A 17608-nucleotide genomic window follows, 5' to 3' on the forward strand; every position below is an offset into this window, starting at 1 on the left:
GCAGCTATTGAGGAGCCACGGCTTCTAAAACGGTCGGCGAGCCTATACATCAGCCGGAATTGAATCACAAGGCCGCGGCAAGCGCATATTGAGGCGCATAGCTGAAGGCGGCCAAGAGGAAAGACCAGGATGGCGCAAACCAGCAGCGCAGACGAGCGCCGGCGCTCGCTCAAGCCGCTCAGGCGCCTGTTTCCCTACATCGGCCGCTACCGCACATTGGTGGCGGGCGCCGTCATCTCGCTGATCGTCGCGGCGGTGACGACGCTGGCGCTGCCGCTGGCGGTACGGCGCATGATCGATCATGGTTTCACGCCGTCCGGTTCCTCCTTCATCGCCGAATATTTCGCCGCGCTGGTGGCGATGGCCGCGCTGCTGGCGGCGGCATCGGCGGGCCGCTACTATTTCGTCATCACGCTCGGCGAGCGCGTCGTCGCCGATATCAGGCGCGATGTCTTTGCCCATGTGACGAAACTGTCGCCGGCCTTCTTCGACACTGCCCAGTCGGGCGAGATCGTGTCGCGGCTCGCCGCCGACACCACGCAGGTCAAATCGGCGGTCGGGGCGACCGCTTCGGTGGCGCTGCGCAATGTCATCCTTGGCCTCGGCGCGGTCGCGATGATGGTTTTCACCAGCCCGAAACTGTCCGGGCTGGTCATCGCAGCCATTCCAATCATCGTGCTGCCGCTGGTCGCCTTCGGCCGCTCGGTGCGGCGCAAGTCAAGACAGGCGCAGGACACGCTGGCCGATGCCACCGCCTATGCCAGCGAGCAGATCGGCGCGGTGCGCACATTGCAGGCCTTCACCAATGAGACGCTGGTCACCGGGCGTTTTTCGGGTGCCGTCGAGGCCGCCTTCGAGGCCGCGCGCGCCTCGATCTTCGCGCGCTCGTTCCTCACCTTCTTCGCCATCTTCACGATTTTCTCCTCGGTCGTGGCGGTGCTGTGGTTCGGCTCGCGCGACGTGCTCGACGGCAATCTGTCGCCGGGCACGCTAGGCCAGTTCCTGCTCTATTCGGTATTCGCCGCCGGTGCGCTCGGCGCGCTATCGGAGGTCTGGGGCGAATTGGCCCAGGCAGCAGGTGCCGCCGAACGGCTGACCGAAATCCTCGCCGAGGAGCCGGCGATCGTGGCGCCTGCCAATCCCAGGCCGCTGCCGGTGGCGAGCAAGGGAGCGATCAGCTTCGAGGCCGTGTCCTTTTCCTACCCGGCCCGGCCCGACCGCGCCGCCGTCCACGGCCTGAGCTTCTCGGTCAAGCCTGGCGAGACGGTGGCGATCGTCGGTCCCTCGGGAGCGGGCAAGAGCACGGTGTTCTCGCTGATCCTGCGCTTCTACGATCCGGAGACCGGCAGGATCCTGATCGACGGCGTCGACATCCGCGAAGCCGACCCCCTTTCGATACGGCAGCGCATCGCCATCGTGCCGCAGGACGTCACCATCTTCGCGGCCAGCGCGCGCGACAATATCGGCTTCGGCCGGCCGGGCGCCAGCGAGTCAGAGATCGAAGCGGCGGCAAAGGACGCGCTGGCCGACGAATTCATCCTCAAGCTCGAGAAGGGCTATGACAGCCAGGTCGGCGAGCGCGGCGTGACGCTGTCGGGCGGGCAACGCCAGCGGGTGGCGATCGCCCGCGCCATCCTGCGCGACGCGCCGATTCTGTTGCTCGACGAGGCGACCTCGGCACTCGACGCCGAAAGCGAGACGCTGGTGCAAATGGCGCTGGAGCGGCTGATGCGGGGCCGCACCACGATCGTCATCGCGCACCGCCTGGCGACGGTGCTGAAGGCCGACCGCATCCTGGTGATGGATGGCGGCCGCATCGTCGAGGAAGGCACGCATCAAAGCCTGGTGACCAAGGGCGGCATCTATGCCCGGCTGGCCAAGCTGCAGTTCGAGACCGGCGCCAGCGCCTTCAGGGGCGCGGCTGAGTAGCGGCTACGCTGGGCGTGCTCACGCGGTTCCATACCGTTTGCGCAGGTGGTCGGTGAAATAGACGGCATTGAGCTTTTCACCGGTGGCGCGTTCGAGCAGATCGGGCGTCGACCAGCGCGATCCCTGCGACCATATGTTCTTGCGGCGCCAATCGTTGATGGCACCGAAATTCCCCTTGGCAAGATCGTCATCGGCCGACGGATGCTCCCGCGTCAGCGCCGCCCATTGCTGCGCCGCCATCATCGCGCCCAGCGTGTAGGAGGGAAAGTAGCCAAAGGCGGCAGCAGGCCAATGCACGTCCTGCATCGGCCCATCCGCGGGGTTGTCGATCGTTGAAAGGCCGAGATAGTCGCGCATCCTGGCATCCCAGGCCTCGGGCAGCTCGGCCACCTCAATCCTGCCGGAGACGAGCTCCTGCTCCAGTTCGTAGCGCAGGATGACATGCAGCGGGTACGTCACCTCGTCGGCATCGACACGGATCAGGCCGCGCTCGACATGGTGGACATGCGGCAGGATGTCGTCGAGCGACCAGATTTCGCCGAGATGTTTTTCCACGACCGGCAATGCCCAACGCCAGAAGGCGGGATTGCGCCCGATCTGCTTTTCAACGAACAGGCTCTGGCTTTCATGCACGGCCATGCCGCGCGCCTTGCCGAGCGGCCAGTGCGACCAGGCCTTCGGCAGGTTCTGCTCGTAGAGTGCATGACCGGTCTCGTGCAGCACGCCCATCAGCGCCGACAGGAAATCGGACGTCTTGTAGCGGGTGGTGATGCGCACGTCGCTCGGCACACCGCCACAGAACGGATGGTGCGACACCGACAGCGAGCCGTGCGTCAGGTCGAAGCCGACCGCCGCCATCATGGCGAGGCCGAGTTCGCGCTGCCTGTCGACCGCATAGGTTCCCGAAAGCGGCTTGAGAGGGCGCTTGCGCAGCCGCGCTTCCTGCGCAGCCAGCGCTTCCGGCACGAACCCCTTGAGGAAAGCTTTCAAGTCGGCGAACACCGGGGTGATGTCGGCGGTGCGGTTGCCGGGGTCGTATTGCTCCATCAGCGCGTCGTAGGGGGCGAGGCCGAGGATATCGGCGCGCAGGGCCGCCTCTTCGCGCACCAGCGCCACCACGCCTTCAAGCGCCGGCAGGAAGCCCGCCCAGTCGTTCTTGGCCCGCAGGTCGCGCCACAACTGCTCGCAGCGCATGCGCGCGGTCGTCTGGCGTTCGACGAATTCGACCGGCAGGCAGGTCAGGTTGGTGTATTGCCGCCGCAGTTCGGCCAGCGCCGCCCGCTGTTCATCGTCAAGCGCCTCGCCTTCGGCGGCGGCGATCCAGTCCGATATTTCCGGCGCGGTCGCCCTGGTGTGGTACATGCCGGCAAGCGCCGCCATGGCCTCGGCGCGCTTCTCGCCGCCGCCGACGGCCATGTGGGTCGCTTCATCGGCGCCGAGGATGGCCAGCGCGTGCTCCAGGGCTTCGAGCTTGTGGCCGAGGTCATCGAGTTTTTGAAAGGACATGGCGGCTTCCGTGATTGGGGACGGGGCGAAAAGATACCAACGCCTGCGCGTTTGCAACCCTCACGCGCCGCCCGGCAGATGCGCCTTGCGCTGGTGAACCGACGCGTGAAATGCTGCCCGACGATACATCACGGGGGAACACGATGATCGGCAACATCCTGGTCGGGCTGGTGGCCTTGATCCATGTCTATATCGTCTATCTGGAGATGGTGCTCTGGGACACGCCGCGCGGGCACAAGGCATTCCGGCTGACGCCGGAATTCGCCAGCGCCTCGAAGGTGCTTGCCGCCAATCAGGGTCTCTATAACGGCTTTCTCGCCGCCGGCCTGATCTGGGCCCTCTACCTCGGCACGGCCGGTTTCCAGGTCAAGGTTTTCTTCCTGCTCTGCGTGGCCATTGCCGGCCTGTACGGGGCCGCAACGGTCGGTCGCAAGATCCTGTTCGTGCAGGCCGTGCCGGCAGCGGCCGCCCTGGCCGCGGTCTGGCTCGGCTGGTGAGGAAAAGAGGCGCCTGCGGGATTGGGTCCCGTAGACGCCAGGTGGTCCCTTCCTTTTGAACTGCCGACAGAATGCCCTCAGCCGTTCGGATAGTTCCCGCCGTCGGCGCCGTCGCCCATCAGGAAACCGCTACCGATGTCGACCCTCAGCCGCTGGTCGACATTGTCGAGACGGCGCAGCAGGTCATGATATTGTGCGGCCGGTATCCTGCCGTGATCCGACGAGGCTATCTTCTCCGCCGCCTGACCTATGCGAGCGGTGCGCATCTCCAGGCGCTCCGCCGCGGCCGGGGTGATGTTGTTGGCCTGTCTGGCGGTGATTATGCCCTGATGCACGCCTTGAACCTGTTCAATGAGAGCCTCGACACGCGGGCCGGTCATGTCGGTCGGGTCGGTCGCGTCGAGCGCGCCCCTGTGGTGACCCGCGGCGTAGGCGCCGGCAAGCGGGGCGGCGACGAGAATCACGGCAAGGGTTGCAGTCTTGAGAGATGCTGAAGAGCGCATGACGGCGCCTCCTTTTGCTGCGGAAAAGAACGGCTCTGCCGTTCCGCTTCCGGACAATGCGGGCCGTCCAGTTCCGTCGCGTCGCGATGGGAGGCATCGCCGGCGGTTCTCGGCCCTGCGCAACACGCTAGGAGCGCTCTGTGGCGAAGTGTAATTAAAAAAAGATAATCTTTTCAGGCCTTGCCGGTGCGCAACTGCGCCCTAGAGTTGAGCCGGCGAACAAATTCGCGTGAGATCGCGTGATGATGGAATCACCGTTCGGTGAGCTTCAGTTCGATCCGGCGGTTCTTGTTGCGCGCCTCTTCGGTGTCGGCGGGGTCGAGCGGCTGGAACTCGCCGAAGCCGGCGGCGACCAGCCGGTTGGCCGGCACGCCGTTCTCGATCAGGAACTTCACCACGGAAGTGGAGCGCGCCGTCGATAGCTCCCAATTGTCGCGATACCGACCGGTGCCGGACAACGGCTTGTTGTCGGTATGGCCATCGACGCGCAGCACCCAGTTGATCTCCGGCGGGATCTCCTTCTGCAACTCGATGATGGCGTCGGCAAGTTTCTTCATCTCGACCTTGCCGGCATCGTTGATCACCTCCGAGCCGGTCGGAAACAACACTTCCGACTGGAAGACGAAGCGGTCGCCGACGATGCGGATGTTCTCGCGGTCGGCGAGGATTTCGCGCAGGCGGCCGAAGAAGTCGGAGCGGTAGCGGTTGAGTTCCTGCACGCGCTGCGCCAACGCCACGTTGAGGCGGCGGCCAAGGTCGGCGATCTTGGTGTTGGAATCCCGGTCGCGGGCCTCGGAGACGTTGAGCGCGTCCTCGAGCGCGCCGATCTGCTTGCGCAAGGCCGCGATCTGCTGATTGAGGATCTCGACCTGGCTCAGCGCCTGCTGGCTGATCTGGCGCTGGCTGTCGAGCTCGCCCGTCAGCGCCGCCGCGCGCTGGTTGGCCGCATCACCGGCGCCCGCACCTTGCGCCAGCAGCTGCTGGAGCCGGCTCTTCTCCGCTTCGGCCGCCGACAGCGATGCCTGCAGATTGGCGAGCGAATCCTCCTTGTCCTGTGTCGTGGAACGCTCCAGCGCCAGAAGCTGCGTCAGTTCGTTGATCTGCGAATTGAGACGCGACAGCACGGCGTCCTTGCCGGAGATTTCGCGGCCGAGCAGGAACTGCGCCAGCACGAAGACGGTGAGCAGGAACATGATGGCCAGAAGCAGCGTCGACAACGCGTCGACGAAGCCCGGCCAATAGTCGATGCGGCGGTCGGCGCGCCGGCTCCTGGCGAGCGCCATGCTAGTGCACCCCGGTCTTCTTCAGGGCGTCGGCGATCTTTTCCAGCGTGTTGCGCATCGCCTTTTGTTCATCCGACTGTGCTTCGACCCAGTCGCGCATGATCTGCTGCTCGGAGCGCATGTTCTTGACCAGGCCGGAAATGCCGTCGGCGAGATTGGCCATGGCGGTGGCGACGCGCGGATTGGAGCCGCCGCCATTCTCCTGCATGCTGCGCAGCCGCTCCGACAGCAGGCGGATTTCATCGGAAGGCTCGGTCCGGACCGCGTCGGAGACGACGATGTCGGACGACAGGTCGGTGACCGAGGACAGCCAGTTCTCCAGTTCGGTGTAGAAGCGCGTCTGCGCGCGGCCGGCCTGCAGGTCGAGGAAACCGAGAACGAGCGAGCCGGACAGGCCGAACAGCGAGGACGAGAAGGCCGTGCCCATGCCGGCGAGCGGCGCCGACAGCCCTTGCTTCAGCGAATCCAGCACAGCGGCGGCATCGCCCGTGCCGGGATCGAGCGACTCGATGGTCTCGCGGATGGAGCCGATCGTGTTCAGCAGGCCCCAGAAGGTGCCGAGCAGGCCAAGGAACACCAGGAGGCCGACGAGGTAGCGCGAGGTGTCGCGGCTTTCATCGAGCCGCGTGGCGATGGAGTCGAGCATGGTGCGCATCGAGCTGGTCGAAAACGCCATGCTCGACGAGCGGCCGATCATCGCCTTCATCGGCGCCAGCAGCACCGGTTCGGTGATCTCGGAACCGGCGCGGAAGGAGTTGACCCAGCGCACTTCGCGAAACAGCCGCCCGACCTGGACGAAGGCCAAAAGGATGCCGACGGCAAGCACGCCGATGATCAGGCCGTTGAGCCCCGGATTGGTGACGAAGGCGGTCGAGATCTGCCGTGTCAGGATCGCTGCGATGAAGGCCACGATGGCCAGGAAGATGACCATGGTCAGGAGAAAGACCTGCGGGCTCGACAATTTGTGTGGATCGTAGATCAGCACGTCGGAGCGCCTGCCCATGCCGAAGGATCTGAGAAAAGCCATCCGTGCCCCGTTTCCGATGCCGCTGCCGCCGATCACGTCGTCGGCGACTCTAAACGGAATTGTGACCAAATTGAATGGTGCTTGGCAATATTGCCGCCAGCAGTTTCAGAGACGGTTGATGACCAGGCAATCGACCATCGCCGCCAGATGCAGGCCTGCGCCGGTGACCACGAAACCATGCCACAGCGCGTTGTGGAAGCGCAGCCCCTTCCAGGCGAAGAAGATCACGCCGCAGGAATAGACGACGCCGCCGGCGACGATGAGCACGATCGCCGTCGTCGGCAAGGTAGCGACGAGCGGCTCGACCAGGACGATGCCGCTCCAGCCGATGGCGAGATAGAAGACGATCGCCAGCCGGTCGAAGCGGCCGGGGAAAAACACCTTTATGGCGATGCCGATAATGGCCGCGGTCCAGACCAGGACGATCATCCAGCCGGCCAGCGCCGAGCCGTCGAGCTGCGCGAGAAAGGGCGTGTAGGTGGCGGCGATGAGCAGATAGATCGCAGCGTGGTCGAAACGCCGCAAAATCCATTTCACCGGCGAAGTCACCGGCCATAGATTGTAGGTCAGCGACACCGAGAGCACGGTGAGCAGCGACACGACATAGAAGGCGGCGGCGATGTATTCGCCCGGTCCGACCCGAAAGGCGGCCAGCGCCAGCAGCGCCGAACCGGCCGCGATCGCCAGCACGATGCCGACGGCATGGACGATGCCGTCGGCGATCATCTCGGCACGCGAATAGTGCCATCGTCCGACAAAGGGGATCTCGATCTGCGGCGGCGTCTTGATCATCATCGTCCTGCGTCAACCCTATCTGGGCAAGCGCCGGACAGTATTTCAAGCTTTGTTTGCCGTTTTGCGACTGCGGCGCTTCAGCGCGGCGGGGATTTGATATTACTCCGCGCTTATTCCTGCTTCAGCGGGCAGCGAGCGGCTTTTTCACGGCCTTCAGGAGGGCGCGCTGGATGATCTCGTTGCCGGCGACGACCGAACCGTTGTCGAGCATGTCCTGGCCGCCGTCCATGTCGGAGGCGAACCCTCCTGCTTCACGGATCAGCAACAGGCCGGCTGCGATGTCCCAGGGCGACAGGCCGACTTCCCAGAATCCGTCCATGCGGCCGGCGGCGACGTAAGCGAGATCGAGCGAGGCCGAACCCAGGCGCCGGACGCCGGAAACCTCGGCCATGACATTGCGTAATTCGATCAGGAAATTGCCATGCTGGCCACGCCCCAGATGCGGCACCCCGCAGCCGATGACGGTGTCGATGAGCTTGGTGCGGCCGGCGACACGCAGGCGGCGGTCGTTCATGAAGGCGCCGCCGCCGCGCTCGGTCGTATAGAGCTCGTCCATGGCCGGATTGTAGATCACGCCGGCCACGATCTGGCCCTGGCGCTCGAGCGCGATCGAGACAGCGAAAAGCGGAATGCCGTGCAGGAAATTGGTGGTGCCGTCGAGCGGATCGACGATCCAGCGGTGTTGGCTGTCATCGCCGGCGATCGTGCCGCGCTCTTCCATCAGGAAGCCGTAACCGGGCCGCGCCTTCGACAGTTCGGCAAAGACAATATCCTCGGCCTTGCGGTCGGCCTGGCTGACATAGTCGCCCGGTCCCTTCATCGAGACCTGCAGGTTCTGGACCTCGCCGAAATCGCGCGACAGCGAGCGGCCGGCCTTCATTGCGGCCTGGACCATGACGTTGAGAAGGGCTGAGCGTGCCATCGTAACTCTTCCTGCTGCCCGCGCTTTAACCTTTGTCCTGATGCATGTCGGTGACCCGAAACCTGGGCCACCTCTGGGCGACATGCATCAGTCGGCGCGGCGCATATAAGTGATTTCATTGGTGTCGACGACGATGCGTTCCCCCGCGCCGATGAAGGGCGGCACCAGCACGCGAATGCCGTTTTCCAGCACCGCCGGCTTGTAGGAAGAGGCCGCCGTCTGGCCCCTTACCACTGGGTCCGCTTCGGTGATGGTCAGCGTTACCTGGTCGGGGAGCGAAATGCCGATAGGCCTTTCCTCGTAGAGCTGGACCGTCACCATCATGCCGTCCTGCAGGAAAGCGGCGCGGTCTCCGACGAAGTCCTTCGCCAGCTCGAGCTGCTCGTAGCTCTCGGTGTCCATGAACACCAGGGCGTCGCCCTGCTCGTAGAGGAAGGAAAAATCCTTGAGATCGAGCCGGATCTGCTCGACCGTCTCTGCCGAACGGAAGCGCTCGTTCAGCTTTGTGCCGTTGATGAGGTTCTTCAGTTCGACCTGGTTATAGGCGCCGCCCTTGCCCGGCTTGACCGTGTTGGTCTTGACGGCCACCCACAGGCCGCCATCGTGCTCGATGACGTAGCCGGGACGGATTTCGTTGCCGTTGATCTTGGCCATGATGATGTGATCCGGGAATGAGATGTTCGCAAGACAGCGATTTCGGGCCTCCAAGACCACAAATCGCCCGAAGAGGCAAGCTGGCGCTGATCGGGTGTCCCGTGGCGGCGGCTCAATCGAAGCGCACGATGGTGCCGCGTTGCGGCGTCTTGTCCTGCGAGAAATCGAGCATGACCTCGTCGACATAGCACCAGCCCCACGTCTCGGGCGGGTCGTAGGCCTCGATGACCGGATGGCCGGTCGCCCGGTAGTGGCCGGTGGCGTGACGGTTCGGAGAACTGTCGCAGCAGCCGACATGGCCGCAGGTGCGGCACAGCCGCAGATGCACCCACCAGGAACCCGTCTTCAGGCACTCCTCGCAACCTTCGGCGCTTGGCGTTACCTCGAGGATGAAGCTGCCATGCGTGCATCGTTTGTCGGGCGAAGCCATTTCATTGCCTCCTTGGAGAAGCGATGCCGCGATATAAACCCTCAACCGCTCTCATCGAAACCGCGGCGACCGCTTCGGTAGTAATATCGAAGACTTTTGCCAGCCGACGGATCTGCGACGACCGCATGATAGCCATCTGCATGGAAAGATCGAGGTCACTTGCCTCGACGAGCATCGCGCGATGACTTCCGCTGGATTTCCGCTGATCGCGTCAGGGCAGGCGGTTTGCCTTCTGCAGTGCCTGCTTGGTCTGGTCGTCGCTCAATCCTTGCAGGAAATCGTCCATCTCGGGGTCGATGAGGCCGGCGCGGCGGGCGACGATGTACCAGGCGCCGGCAAGCACGAGGTCCGGCTCGGTGCCGATGCCTTGCATATAGAGTTTCGCCAGGCGGTTCTGGGCGGCGACATTGCCGCCTTCGGCGGCCTGCTTCATCCAGCCGAAGGCGGATTTCAAATCACGCCCGCCGCCGCGGCCCTCGATCATCCAGGTGGCGAGGTCGAGTTGCGCGGTGTCATAGTTTTGCCGCGCAGCCTGAGCCAGCAGGCGCCGGGCCTGGGCGTCGTCGCGCGATTTGCCGCCGACGCCGTTGGCATAGATCTGTGACATCGCATACTGGGCGTCGGCGAGGCCGGTCGCCGCGGCGCGCTCGTAATAGGTCACGGCCTTGGCGATGCCGGCGTCGCCGGGGTCCTGCTGGACCAGCATCTGCGCGAAATTGAATTGTGCCAGCCGGTTGCCCGCTTCGGCGGCGGCCTGCATCAGCGCATAGGCTTCCTTTTCGTCCTTTTTGACGTAGCGGCCGTCGAGCAGCATCAGCGCATATTGGAACTGCGATTCCGGCACCCCTTGCTCAGCGGCGGCTGCGTACCATTTCGCCGCTTCGGCCGCATTGAGGGGCACGCCCAGTCCGCGCGACAGGATCTCGGCCACCAGCGTCTGCGCCGCCGGGTCGCCGTTTTGCGCCCGCACCAGCGCGAGGTTGTAGGCGGTCTTGTAGAGTCCGCGCTGGAAAGCCCCGTAGGCCGCATCCGCCGGCTTGGCGCCGAAGCGGTCGGGATTGATCGCGTCGGCCGAAGGCAATGGCGCTGGCTCGGCGGTGGTGGCGGGCTGCGGCAACTGCTTTTCGATCGGCTTGTCGGTATGCACGCCGGCATCCGGCTTAGGGTGCGGCGAAGGAATCGTTTCGGCGGCAGCGGCCTGGATCATGACCGCAGCAAGCAGGGCCTGAAGGGGAAGCCTTGCCGAAGACACGTCAGTCCTCGAAACGCGGTGCGGTTTCGTCGAGCAGCGCATTGGCCCGCGCGATCGCCGCCTTGGGATCGACGCCGTCGGCGAACACCGCACTCGACAGGGCGACGAACTCGGCGCCCGTATCTGCGACGGTTTCGATCGAAGCGAGCTCCGATCCGGCCATGACAATGCAGGGGATCTGAATCATCTGCGCCCACCATTGTCCCAGCGCCAGGTTGCGCGGATGCGGATCGGGCTTGTTGTCGTAGCCGAAGCGGCCGAAGAAAATATAGTCGGGCCTGACTTCGCCGAGTTCGAGCGCGTCATCACGTGTCTTGGCGCCGCCGGCGCCGACCATCATTTTTGCCTGGAAATGCTCGACCGTCTCGGCGAGCTCGGCCTTGGAGACCTCGACATGAATGCCGTCGGCCTGGACACGCCCGGCGATGCGCGTATCGCCGGCAATGACGACCGCGATGCCGGCCGCCTGTGCCGCCGGTACGATTTCGGCGGCGAAGGCCTGGAAGGAAGCTTCGTCCATGTCGTTCTGCGGCAGGATGAGCGAGGCGACGTCGCCGCCCTCGAAGGCCGAGACGATATGGGCGGCCGGCACGCCAGATGGCGCGATCAGCACGATGCGGCAGCGATTGGGGGGCGTTGCGTCGTTCATGGTCTTCGATCCCGAGTTTCGCCTATGCCGGGCGAAGATGGTTGGATTGCGGCATAGAGCAAAGTGCCCGCTTTGAACAGGCGGGCAGGCGGGATCACTATTTTTGACCGCCGAAGCGCCGGCGATTGGCGTTACTCGATCGGTTGCGCACCTGCCGCGGCAGGCCTTGGCTTCCACAATGTCCAGCCGAGATTCATGCCGGCGGCCGCGATCAGGATGGCGGCGGCGCCGACGAGTTGGCTGAGATGCAGGCGATGGCCGAATGCCGTGACGTCGACCAGGATCGCAACGATCGGGTAGATGAAGGACAGCGACCCCTGCAGGTGCGTCGGCAGCTTCTGGATGGCGCCGTACATCAGGATGTACATCAGACCGGTGTGGACGATGCCGAGCGTCGCCAGCATGGCCCAGCTCCTTGCGTCGGTCGGAAGATGCGAGAGATTGGCGAAGGGCGCCAGCATCAACACGCCGACGCAGACCTGGACGAGCGCGATGAGATGCGGCGGCGTGCCCTTGAGCTTCTTGGTGACGATGGAGGCGACGGCCCAGAAGAAGGCAGCGGCCAGCGCCATGACGATGCCGGCGAAATAGTTGGTGCCGATATCGCCGGCGTCAGGGGCGGCCTCGACGATCAGCACCATGCCGGCGAAGGCGATTGCCAGCCAAGTCAATTTCGTCAGGGTCAGCCGCTCGCCGAAGAAGAGCGCGCCGAAGCCGACCAGCATGAAAGGCTGGGTATTGTAGACAGCGGTGGCGATCGAGATCGACGCGCGCGAGAATGCACTAAACAGCAGCAGCCAGTTGACGACGATAGCGGCGCCACCGAGGGCCGCGATGGCGAAAACGCGAAGCGACAGCCTGTTGCGCAACAGGCCGAGGCCGACGCAGATGAAGAGCAGCGTCACCGCGCCGAAAGCGCAGCGCCAGAACACCACATCCATGATAGGCTGGCCGGACAGGACGACGAACCATCCGATCGTTCCCAGGATCGCCATTGCGGTGGACATTTCGATCGTCCCACGTGCTGTATCGCTCACGGCAAATCTCCAGATCATTGAGCGTGCATAATCTCATGCTGATCCTGGGCTTTCCATCCAGCGAGAAAGTTGACATGCTGGTTTTGCCTATTAAAAATAGGTAAATACCCGGAAATCCTGAGAATGTGAAATGCTTGACGATCTCGACCGACGTCTCCTCGAAATCCTGGTGAAGGATGCGCGGACTTCACTGAAGGAGCTGGCCGGCCAGGTCGGGCTGTCATCGCCGAGCGTTTCGGAGCGGCTGCGGCGGCTCGAGGAGCGCGGCGTGATCAGGGCTTTCACCGTCGAGATAGACCCGCTGGCGCTCGGCTATACATTGCAGGCGATCGTGCGCATCAAGCCGCTGCCGGGCAAGCTGCACATCGTCCAGAAGCTGATCGAGGAGATCGCCGAATTCGGCGAATGCGACAAGGTGACGGGGGACGACTGCTTCGTCGCCAGGCTGTTCGTGCGTTCGATCGGCGACCTCGACGGCATCCTCGATCGGATCGCCGACAAGGCCGAGACCAGCACCGCCATCATCAAGGCGCAGCCGATCCGGCGGCGGCCGCCACCGCTCGGCGCATGACCGGTCCGCGTTTCTTGACTCTGCTTGGCGGTGGTGGAAATGCGTGGCGGCTCCGCCAGTCAGGCATATGAACAACGAGGAAAGAACATGGCGCAGAATGTCTATGATCAGCCGGACTTCTTCGCAGGCTACAGCCAACTCGGCCGGTCCGTCGAAGGGCTGGAGGGCGCCGCCGAATGGCCGGCGTTGCGCGCGATGCTTCCCGACGTCAGCGGCTTGCGAATCGTCGATCTCGGTTGCGGCTTCGGCTGGTTCTGCCGCTGGGCTCTTGAACACGGGGCCAAGGAGGTTCTGGGTCTCGACCTGTCGGAAAAGATGCTCGCCCGGGCGCGTGCCGCCGGCCCGGACGCCGGCATCGTCTACGAACGCGCCGATCTCGATGAACTCAGCCTGCCGCCGACGGCTTTCGATCTCGCCTACAGCTCGCTTGCCCTGCACTATGTCAGCGATGCCGCGCGGCTGTTCCAGACCGTGCACCGGTGCCTGGTCCCCGGCGGGCATTTCGTCTTTTCGACGGAGCATCCGATCTATATGGCTCCGACGCATCCCGGCTGGTCTGTCGATGCCGAAGGCCGCAAGACATGGCCCGTCGACCGGTATCTGGTGGAGGGACCGCGCAAGACGGACTGGCTGGCCAAGGGAGTTGTGAAACATCACCGCACCATCGGCACCACGCTCAACACGCTGATCCGGTGCGGCTTCACCATCGAGCATGTCGAGGAATTCCGTCCGACCGACGCGCAGATCGCGGCCAAGCCCGAACTGGCGGAAGAGCTCGAGCGGCCGATGTTCCTGCTGGTCTCGGCCCGGCGATAGGCAGAGCAGAATGGGCCGGCCTTGCTGTGGCGACGCCCACATTTGCTGTCGCTCCGCTCGGGAATCTGGGCTATTCAGGCGTTGACTCGCTTTCCCTCCAGACCAGTCCCTCCTCCATGTCAGGCCTGCTTTCCGATCCGTGGTTCTATGCGGCCGCCGTCCCGGCGGTCATTCTGGTCGGCCTGTCCAAGGGCGGATTTGGCGGCGCGGTCGGTTTCGTCGGCGTGCCGCTGATGGCGCTGACCATGCCGCCGGTGCAAGCGGCGGCCATCCTGCTGCCCATCCTATGCCTGATGGACATCGTTTCGGTATGGACATGGTGGGGCGTCTATAACAGGAAGATGCTGGTCGACATGATGCCCGGCGCGGTGATCGGTATCGGTCTCGGTTGGCTGACGGCCGCACTGGTCACCGAGGAGGCCGTGCGGCTGATCGTCGGCGCCGTCGCCATCATTTTCGTGCTGCGCTGGCTCTATCTGAAGTACCGCCACGGCGCCGACCATGCGGCGCAGCCCAACCGCGTCGCCGCGGCCCTCTGGGGCACGGTCGCCGGCTTCACCAGCTTCGTCGCCCATGTCGGCGGCCCGCCCTTTCAGGTCTACGCGCTGCCGATCCGGCTCGACCCGAAGGTGTTGTCCGGCACGGCGGCGATCTTCTTTGCCGCCACCAACGCGCTGAAGCTCGTTCCCTATTTCGCGCTCGGCCAGTTCGACAGCACCAATCTGACCGCGTCGGCGGTGCTGATGCCGCTGGCGCCGCTATCCACCATCGCCGGCGCCTGGCTGGTGCGCCGCATGCGTCCGGAGATCTTTTATCCCTTCACCTATGCGACGGTGGCCGTCGTCGCGGTGAAGCTTCTGTGGGACGGGATCGCCGGCCTGATGTAGCCGGGACCGTTTTCGCCTGCCTCAGGCGACGCTCGGCACCATGCGCCTTGGTCGGCCGAGCGCCAGGGTGGCGCCAGCCGCCAACACAAGCCCCATGGCGGCAAGGACCGTGAAGTCGTCGATGGTCGGCTTCAGCACCATGTCGGCGATGATGACCAGCATCACCGCATAGTCGAAGCGCGCCGCCCGCAGGATGCGCTGGCCATAGGCTAGGGCGGCCGGCGTCACGCCATCCCTGGCGATCATCGCGCCCATGCGATCGGCGCTCGGCTTGAAGACGAACATGCCGATTGAAAAGGTGGTCGCGTAGCCGGCAAGACCGATCAGGATCCACAGTTGCGAGAAGCCGACCCAGAACCAGCACATGATCAGTCCGAAGGCCAGTGTCAGTATCGACATCGGCGCGAAGAAGCGGTTTCCCAATTCGCCCGTGGCCCGCATTGCCTGCAGCGTTCCCTGGATGTTTCCCGAGCGGTCGGCAAGCGTCGCCAGCACCATCAGCGCGAAGCCGCCGCCGACCCACAGGGTCGCCGAAAGTATGTGCAGCAATTTGACGATGGAATACCAATCCATGGCTTTCTCCCCGGTGCCTGATGTAGCGAAGGAAGCGAGCCGTCGCCCGCCCACCGCTTCGATGGCCAAGCGTTTATCGCCGCGCCTGTTTCGGAACGATGTCGTGAAAAAACCAGTTCTGTTTCAAGTGCCGGCTAACGTAAGGAGCCACTGATATTGCGAGCGCGCCATTCGGTTTTCTGCTATTATGAGGGGCGTCCGGGGGCGCGACATCGTCCAGAAACAGTGCCGATGCTAGTGCGCCCGCGCCGGGAGCCCGGTGGCGAGAGCAATCGCCTGACGATCAACCCTTTCCCGAACACGGGAAAGGCAACTCGGGGGAAAGATATGCAAGGGGTAGCACGGAATTTCTTCACGCTGGCCGTTATCTATGCGCTGTGCGGCATGGCGCTCGGCCTGTACATGGCGATCAGCCAGGACCATGGCCAGATGCCGACCCACGCCCATACGATGGTCGCTGGATGGCTGATGTCGGCGGTCTTCGCCTTCTTCTATCACCTGTTTCCGGCGGTCGGACAGAAGACGGTTGCCGTCGTTCACTTCTGGCTGACCGCAATCAGCGGCATCGGCCTTTTGATCGGGCTCTACTTCCTGCTTGGCGGCAATGCCGCGATCGAACCGCTGGTGGCGGCGTCTTCGATGGGTTTCTACGCGGCCTTGCTGCTGTTTGCCTTCATTGCCTTGCCGGCGGTGTGGAAAACGGCCTGAGTCGAGGCTCGGCACATCCTTCAGGAACTGTGCTGTTACGGCACAGTGGCGCGGGGTTCGCTCAAAAAACATCGGCGCCGTTAAGGGTTCATTAAGCTTTACAGGCGTTTACTATGCGCATCCAGTGATCTGGATTCTTACCGAGTGGTTGGAGCCACTTTGTTTGACGCCTCCCTGTTAAACTCCTGAGAGCCGCCTTATCCGCGGCTCTTTTTTTGTCCGCTTTCCAGCGACACGGTCCGCACCGGATCACGTTAACCTTCTGTTAAACATGTGCTTGCCTTCACCCCGGACGAGGCGCATTTTCAAGCTTCAGTTATGTAGGGTTCCGGGTGTATCGGCAGTAAGCCGAATCGGCCGGTTGCAAGTGCAGGGGCGTATCGATGAACGAGCCTTCGAAGGGCAGCGCGAAAACCGTCAAGCTGGCGGAACGTCGGGTCTTTTCGCACTCCTTCAAACCGCTCTACCAGGAAGGCATGGGGCTAGTCGAACAGGCGGCGGAGTATCTCGACGGCAAGGGCCGGGCCGAGGCCAAGAAGCTGTCGCGGCTGGCGGCCACGCTCTATGCGGCCGAATCGATGCGGCTGACCACCAGGCTGATGCAGGTCGCCTCGTGGCTGCTTCTGCAGCGCGCCGCGAATTCCGGCGAGATGACCCGCGACCAGGTCGCATCGGAAAAGTCCAAGGTGCGCCTCGACACCGCCTCCGCCCATGACGAGGCGGCCGGCTGGGCCGAACTGCCCAAGGATTTCCTCGACCTCGTCAACCGGTCGCTGCGCCTGCAGGCACTGGTGCGCCGCATGGACGAGGAGATCTACGGCGCCGGCGCGGTGGTCGACATGCAGCCCATGAGCCGCCGGCCCAATCCGGTCTCGGACCAGATCAGCCTGCTCAACACGGCTTTCGCCCGAAACTGAACTATTCTGGAACGTTCCCGGTCAGCGCGTTACTGTTTCCGGTTTGTTCACATTTCGCTGGCATCGCTGTCTCCGGGAGATAGAGTAACCGGATGAGGGACGCGATTCGCATCATCGGTATCGATCCGGGGCTCAGGCGCACCGGCTGGGGCATTGTCGAAAGCCTCGGCAACTCGCTGCGCTTCGTCGCGTCCGGCACGGTACGTTCCGAAGACAAGGCGGCGCTGGCGACGCGGCTGTGCCAGCTGCATGACGGGTTGGCTGAAATCCTGCATTCCGCCATGCCGCATGAGGCGGCCGTCGAACAGACCTTCGTCAACAAGGATGCGGTGGCGACGCTGAAGCTTGGCCAGGCGCGCGGGATCGCCATGCTGGTGCCGGCGCGAGCCGGCCTGGTCGTTGCCGAATATGCACCCAATGCCGTCAAGAAGGCGGTGATCGGCGTCGGCCATGGCGACAAGAAGCAGATCCACATGATGGTGAAGGTGCTGCTGCCGAAAGCGACCTTCGACACCGAACATGCCGCCGACGCGCTCGCCATAGCCATTTGCCACGCGCATCACCGGCAAAGCGTCGCCTATCGGATGGCACTTGCCGGTTGACGATGTTCTTGACTTGTTCCCTTGTCTGTCGTAGGTAATACTTTGAGGTA

21 protein-coding genes are annotated in these 17608 nt (G+C 64.0%); 8 read left to right on the forward strand and 13 right to left on the reverse strand.

Annotated elements, in window-relative coordinates; translation table 11 throughout:
* The first annotated feature begins 129 nt into the window (after positions 1–129).
* On the forward strand, positions 130–1929 hold the full coding sequence (locus FJ953_RS20815; RefSeq protein WP_140493152.1) for an ABC transporter transmembrane domain-containing protein: 1800 nt from the start codon (positions 130–132) through the stop codon (positions 1927–1929).
* Between the two features lie 18 nt (positions 1930–1947).
* Here FJ953_RS20815 and FJ953_RS20820 read toward each other — a convergent pair whose 3' ends face one another.
* Positions 1948–3435, reverse strand: a complete 1488-nt coding sequence (locus tag FJ953_RS20820; RefSeq protein WP_140624973.1) for a carboxypeptidase M32 — start codon at positions 3433–3435, stop codon at positions 1948–1950.
* A 143-nt stretch (positions 3436–3578) separates the two neighbouring features.
* Between FJ953_RS20820 and FJ953_RS20825 the strand changes: the two genes are divergently transcribed.
* Positions 3579–3932, forward strand: coding sequence for a DUF1304 domain-containing protein (locus tag FJ953_RS20825; RefSeq protein ID WP_140624974.1), 354 nt, complete (start codon positions 3579–3581; stop codon positions 3930–3932).
* Positions 3933–4009: 77 nt separating this feature from the next.
* Here the strand turns inward: FJ953_RS20825 and FJ953_RS20830 are convergent, their stop codons facing one another.
* The 11 genes from FJ953_RS20830 to FJ953_RS20875 form a co-directional block, all read right to left on the reverse strand.
* Positions 4010–4435: a hypothetical protein gene (locus FJ953_RS20830; RefSeq protein ID WP_140554911.1), complete on the reverse strand. Its 426-nt coding sequence runs from the start codon at positions 4433–4435 to the stop codon at positions 4010–4012.
* 251 nt (positions 4436–4686) lie between these two features.
* Entirely contained in the window at positions 4687–5718 is a 1032-nt protein-coding gene (locus FJ953_RS20835; RefSeq protein WP_140493164.1) for a peptidoglycan -binding protein, read from the reverse strand.
* A 1-nt stretch (position 5719) separates the two neighbouring features.
* The gene (locus FJ953_RS20840; RefSeq protein ID WP_140493167.1) at positions 5720–6745 is read right to left on the reverse strand and encodes a MotA/TolQ/ExbB proton channel family protein; all 1026 of its coding nucleotides are present in this window, start codon (positions 6743–6745) and stop codon (positions 5720–5722) included.
* Between the two features lie 105 nt (positions 6746–6850).
* Positions 6851–7537: a hemolysin III family protein gene (locus FJ953_RS20845; protein ID WP_140493526.1), complete on the reverse strand. Its 687-nt coding sequence runs from the start codon at positions 7535–7537 to the stop codon at positions 6851–6853.
* 124 nt (positions 7538–7661) lie between these two features.
* The gene (locus FJ953_RS20850; protein ID WP_140493170.1) at positions 7662–8462 is read right to left on the reverse strand and encodes an inositol monophosphatase family protein; all 801 of its coding nucleotides are present in this window, start codon (positions 8460–8462) and stop codon (positions 7662–7664) included.
* Positions 8463–8549: 87 nt separating this feature from the next.
* On the reverse strand, positions 8550–9116 hold the full coding sequence (gene efp / locus FJ953_RS20855; protein ID WP_140493174.1) for an elongation factor P: 567 nt from the start codon (positions 9114–9116) through the stop codon (positions 8550–8552).
* A 112-nt stretch (positions 9117–9228) separates the two neighbouring features.
* Positions 9229–9546 carry a UBP-type zinc finger domain-containing protein gene (locus FJ953_RS20860; RefSeq protein ID WP_140525042.1) on the reverse strand — a complete coding sequence of 106 codons (318 nt, stop codon included), beginning with the start codon at positions 9544–9546 and terminating at the stop codon, positions 9229–9231.
* A 1-nt stretch (position 9547) separates the two neighbouring features.
* A complete protein-coding gene (locus FJ953_RS30585; protein WP_181171627.1) occupies positions 9548–9721 on the reverse strand; it encodes a hypothetical protein in 174 nt (57 codons plus the stop codon).
* A 36-nt stretch (positions 9722–9757) separates the two neighbouring features.
* Positions 9758–10798: a tetratricopeptide repeat protein gene (locus FJ953_RS20865; RefSeq protein WP_140517548.1), complete on the reverse strand. Its 1041-nt coding sequence runs from the start codon at positions 10796–10798 to the stop codon at positions 9758–9760.
* A 1-nt stretch (position 10799) separates the two neighbouring features.
* Positions 10800–11447 carry a thiamine phosphate synthase gene (locus FJ953_RS20870; protein ID WP_140624975.1) on the reverse strand — a complete coding sequence of 216 codons (648 nt, stop codon included), beginning with the start codon at positions 11445–11447 and terminating at the stop codon, positions 10800–10802.
* Between the two features lie 131 nt (positions 11448–11578).
* Positions 11579–12484, reverse strand: a complete 906-nt coding sequence (locus FJ953_RS20875; protein ID WP_140624976.1) for a DMT family transporter — start codon at positions 12482–12484, stop codon at positions 11579–11581.
* A 130-nt stretch (positions 12485–12614) separates the two neighbouring features.
* Here FJ953_RS20875 and FJ953_RS20880 point away from each other — a divergent pair, with 130 nt between their 5' ends.
* From FJ953_RS20880 to FJ953_RS20890, 3 genes are all read left to right on the forward strand, one after another.
* Positions 12615–13055 carry an Lrp/AsnC family transcriptional regulator gene (locus tag FJ953_RS20880; protein ID WP_140517551.1) on the forward strand — a complete coding sequence of 147 codons (441 nt, stop codon included), beginning with the start codon at positions 12615–12617 and terminating at the stop codon, positions 13053–13055.
* 87 nt (positions 13056–13142) lie between these two features.
* A complete protein-coding gene (locus FJ953_RS20885) occupies positions 13143–13871 on the forward strand; it encodes a class I SAM-dependent methyltransferase (protein WP_140517552.1) in 729 nt (242 codons plus the stop codon).
* Between the two features lie 116 nt (positions 13872–13987).
* Complete coding sequence (locus FJ953_RS20890; RefSeq protein WP_140493196.1) at positions 13988–14758, forward strand: sulfite exporter TauE/SafE family protein; 771 nt, start codon at positions 13988–13990, stop codon at positions 14756–14758.
* Between the two features lie 21 nt (positions 14759–14779).
* On the opposite strand, the gene FJ953_RS20895 is transcribed toward FJ953_RS20890, so the two are convergent.
* Positions 14780–15331: a DUF2269 family protein gene (locus FJ953_RS20895; protein ID WP_140624977.1), complete on the reverse strand. Its 552-nt coding sequence runs from the start codon at positions 15329–15331 to the stop codon at positions 14780–14782.
* Positions 15332–15658: 327 nt separating this feature from the next.
* On the opposite strand from FJ953_RS20895, the gene FJ953_RS20900 reads away from it, so the two are divergent.
* From FJ953_RS20900 to ruvC, 3 genes are all read left to right on the forward strand, one after another.
* Entirely contained in the window at positions 15659–16039 is a 381-nt protein-coding gene (locus tag FJ953_RS20900) for a cbb3-type cytochrome c oxidase subunit I (RefSeq protein ID WP_140550847.1), read from the forward strand.
* A 383-nt stretch (positions 16040–16422) separates the two neighbouring features.
* On the forward strand, positions 16423–16956 hold the full coding sequence (locus tag FJ953_RS20905) for a DUF1465 family protein (protein ID WP_140493205.1): 534 nt from the start codon (positions 16423–16425) through the stop codon (positions 16954–16956).
* Positions 16957–17048: 92 nt separating this feature from the next.
* Positions 17049–17558 carry a crossover junction endodeoxyribonuclease RuvC gene (gene ruvC / locus FJ953_RS20910; RefSeq protein WP_140517554.1) on the forward strand — a complete coding sequence of 170 codons (510 nt, stop codon included), beginning with the start codon at positions 17049–17051 and terminating at the stop codon, positions 17556–17558.
* Positions 17559–17608 lie beyond the last annotated feature (50 nt).

Source organism: Mesorhizobium sp. B2-3-6 (genome assembly GCF_006442305.1).
In the GTDB taxonomy this organism is placed as follows: domain Bacteria; phylum Pseudomonadota; class Alphaproteobacteria; order Rhizobiales; family Rhizobiaceae; genus Mesorhizobium.

Bases quoted from the DNA above. Each gene is read 5' to 3' on its own strand.
- FJ953_RS20815 (WP_140493152.1), top strand. From the start codon at position 130: ATGGCGCAAACCAGCAGCGCAGACGAGCGCCGGCGCTCGCTCAAGCCG.
- FJ953_RS20820 (WP_140624973.1), bottom strand. From the start codon at position 3,435: ATGTCCTTTCAAAAACTCGATGACCTCGGCCACAAGCTCGAAGCCCTG.
- FJ953_RS20825 (WP_140624974.1), top strand. From the start codon at position 3,579: ATGATCGGCAACATCCTGGTCGGGCTGGTGGCCTTGATCCATGTCTAT.
- FJ953_RS20830 (WP_140554911.1), bottom strand. From the start codon at position 4,435: ATGCGCTCTTCAGCATCTCTCAAGACTGCAACCCTTGCCGTGATTCTC.
- FJ953_RS20835 (WP_140493164.1), bottom strand. From the start codon at position 5,718: ATGGCGCTCGCCAGGAGCCGGCGCGCCGACCGCCGCATCGACTATTGG.
- FJ953_RS20840 (WP_140493167.1), bottom strand. From the start codon at position 6,745: ATGGCTTTTCTCAGATCCTTCGGCATGGGCAGGCGCTCCGACGTGCTG.
- FJ953_RS20845 (WP_140493526.1), bottom strand. From the start codon at position 7,537: ATGATCAAGACGCCGCCGCAGATCGAGATCCCCTTTGTCGGACGATGG.
- FJ953_RS20850 (WP_140493170.1), bottom strand. From the start codon at position 8,462: ATGGCACGCTCAGCCCTTCTCAACGTCATGGTCCAGGCCGCAATGAAG.
- efp (WP_140493174.1), bottom strand. From the start codon at position 9,116: ATGGCCAAGATCAACGGCAACGAAATCCGTCCCGGCTACGTCATCGAG.
- FJ953_RS20860 (WP_140525042.1), bottom strand. From the start codon at position 9,546: ATGGCTTCGCCCGACAAACGATGCACGCATGGCAGCTTCATCCTCGAG.
- FJ953_RS30585 (WP_181171627.1), bottom strand. From the start codon at position 9,721: ATGCTCGTCGAGGCAAGTGACCTCGATCTTTCCATGCAGATGGCTATC.
- FJ953_RS20870 (WP_140624975.1), bottom strand. From the start codon at position 11,447: ATGAACGACGCAACGCCCCCCAATCGCTGCCGCATCGTGCTGATCGCG.
- FJ953_RS20880 (WP_140517551.1), top strand. From the start codon at position 12,615: ATGCTTGACGATCTCGACCGACGTCTCCTCGAAATCCTGGTGAAGGAT.
- FJ953_RS20885 (WP_140517552.1), top strand. From the start codon at position 13,143: ATGGCGCAGAATGTCTATGATCAGCCGGACTTCTTCGCAGGCTACAGC.
- FJ953_RS20890 (WP_140493196.1), top strand. From the start codon at position 13,988: ATGTCAGGCCTGCTTTCCGATCCGTGGTTCTATGCGGCCGCCGTCCCG.
- FJ953_RS20895 (WP_140624977.1), bottom strand. From the start codon at position 15,331: ATGGATTGGTATTCCATCGTCAAATTGCTGCACATACTTTCGGCGACC.
- FJ953_RS20900 (WP_140550847.1), top strand. From the start codon at position 15,659: ATGCAAGGGGTAGCACGGAATTTCTTCACGCTGGCCGTTATCTATGCG.
- FJ953_RS20905 (WP_140493205.1), top strand. From the start codon at position 16,423: ATGAACGAGCCTTCGAAGGGCAGCGCGAAAACCGTCAAGCTGGCGGAA.
- ruvC (WP_140517554.1), top strand. From the start codon at position 17,049: ATGAGGGACGCGATTCGCATCATCGGTATCGATCCGGGGCTCAGGCGC.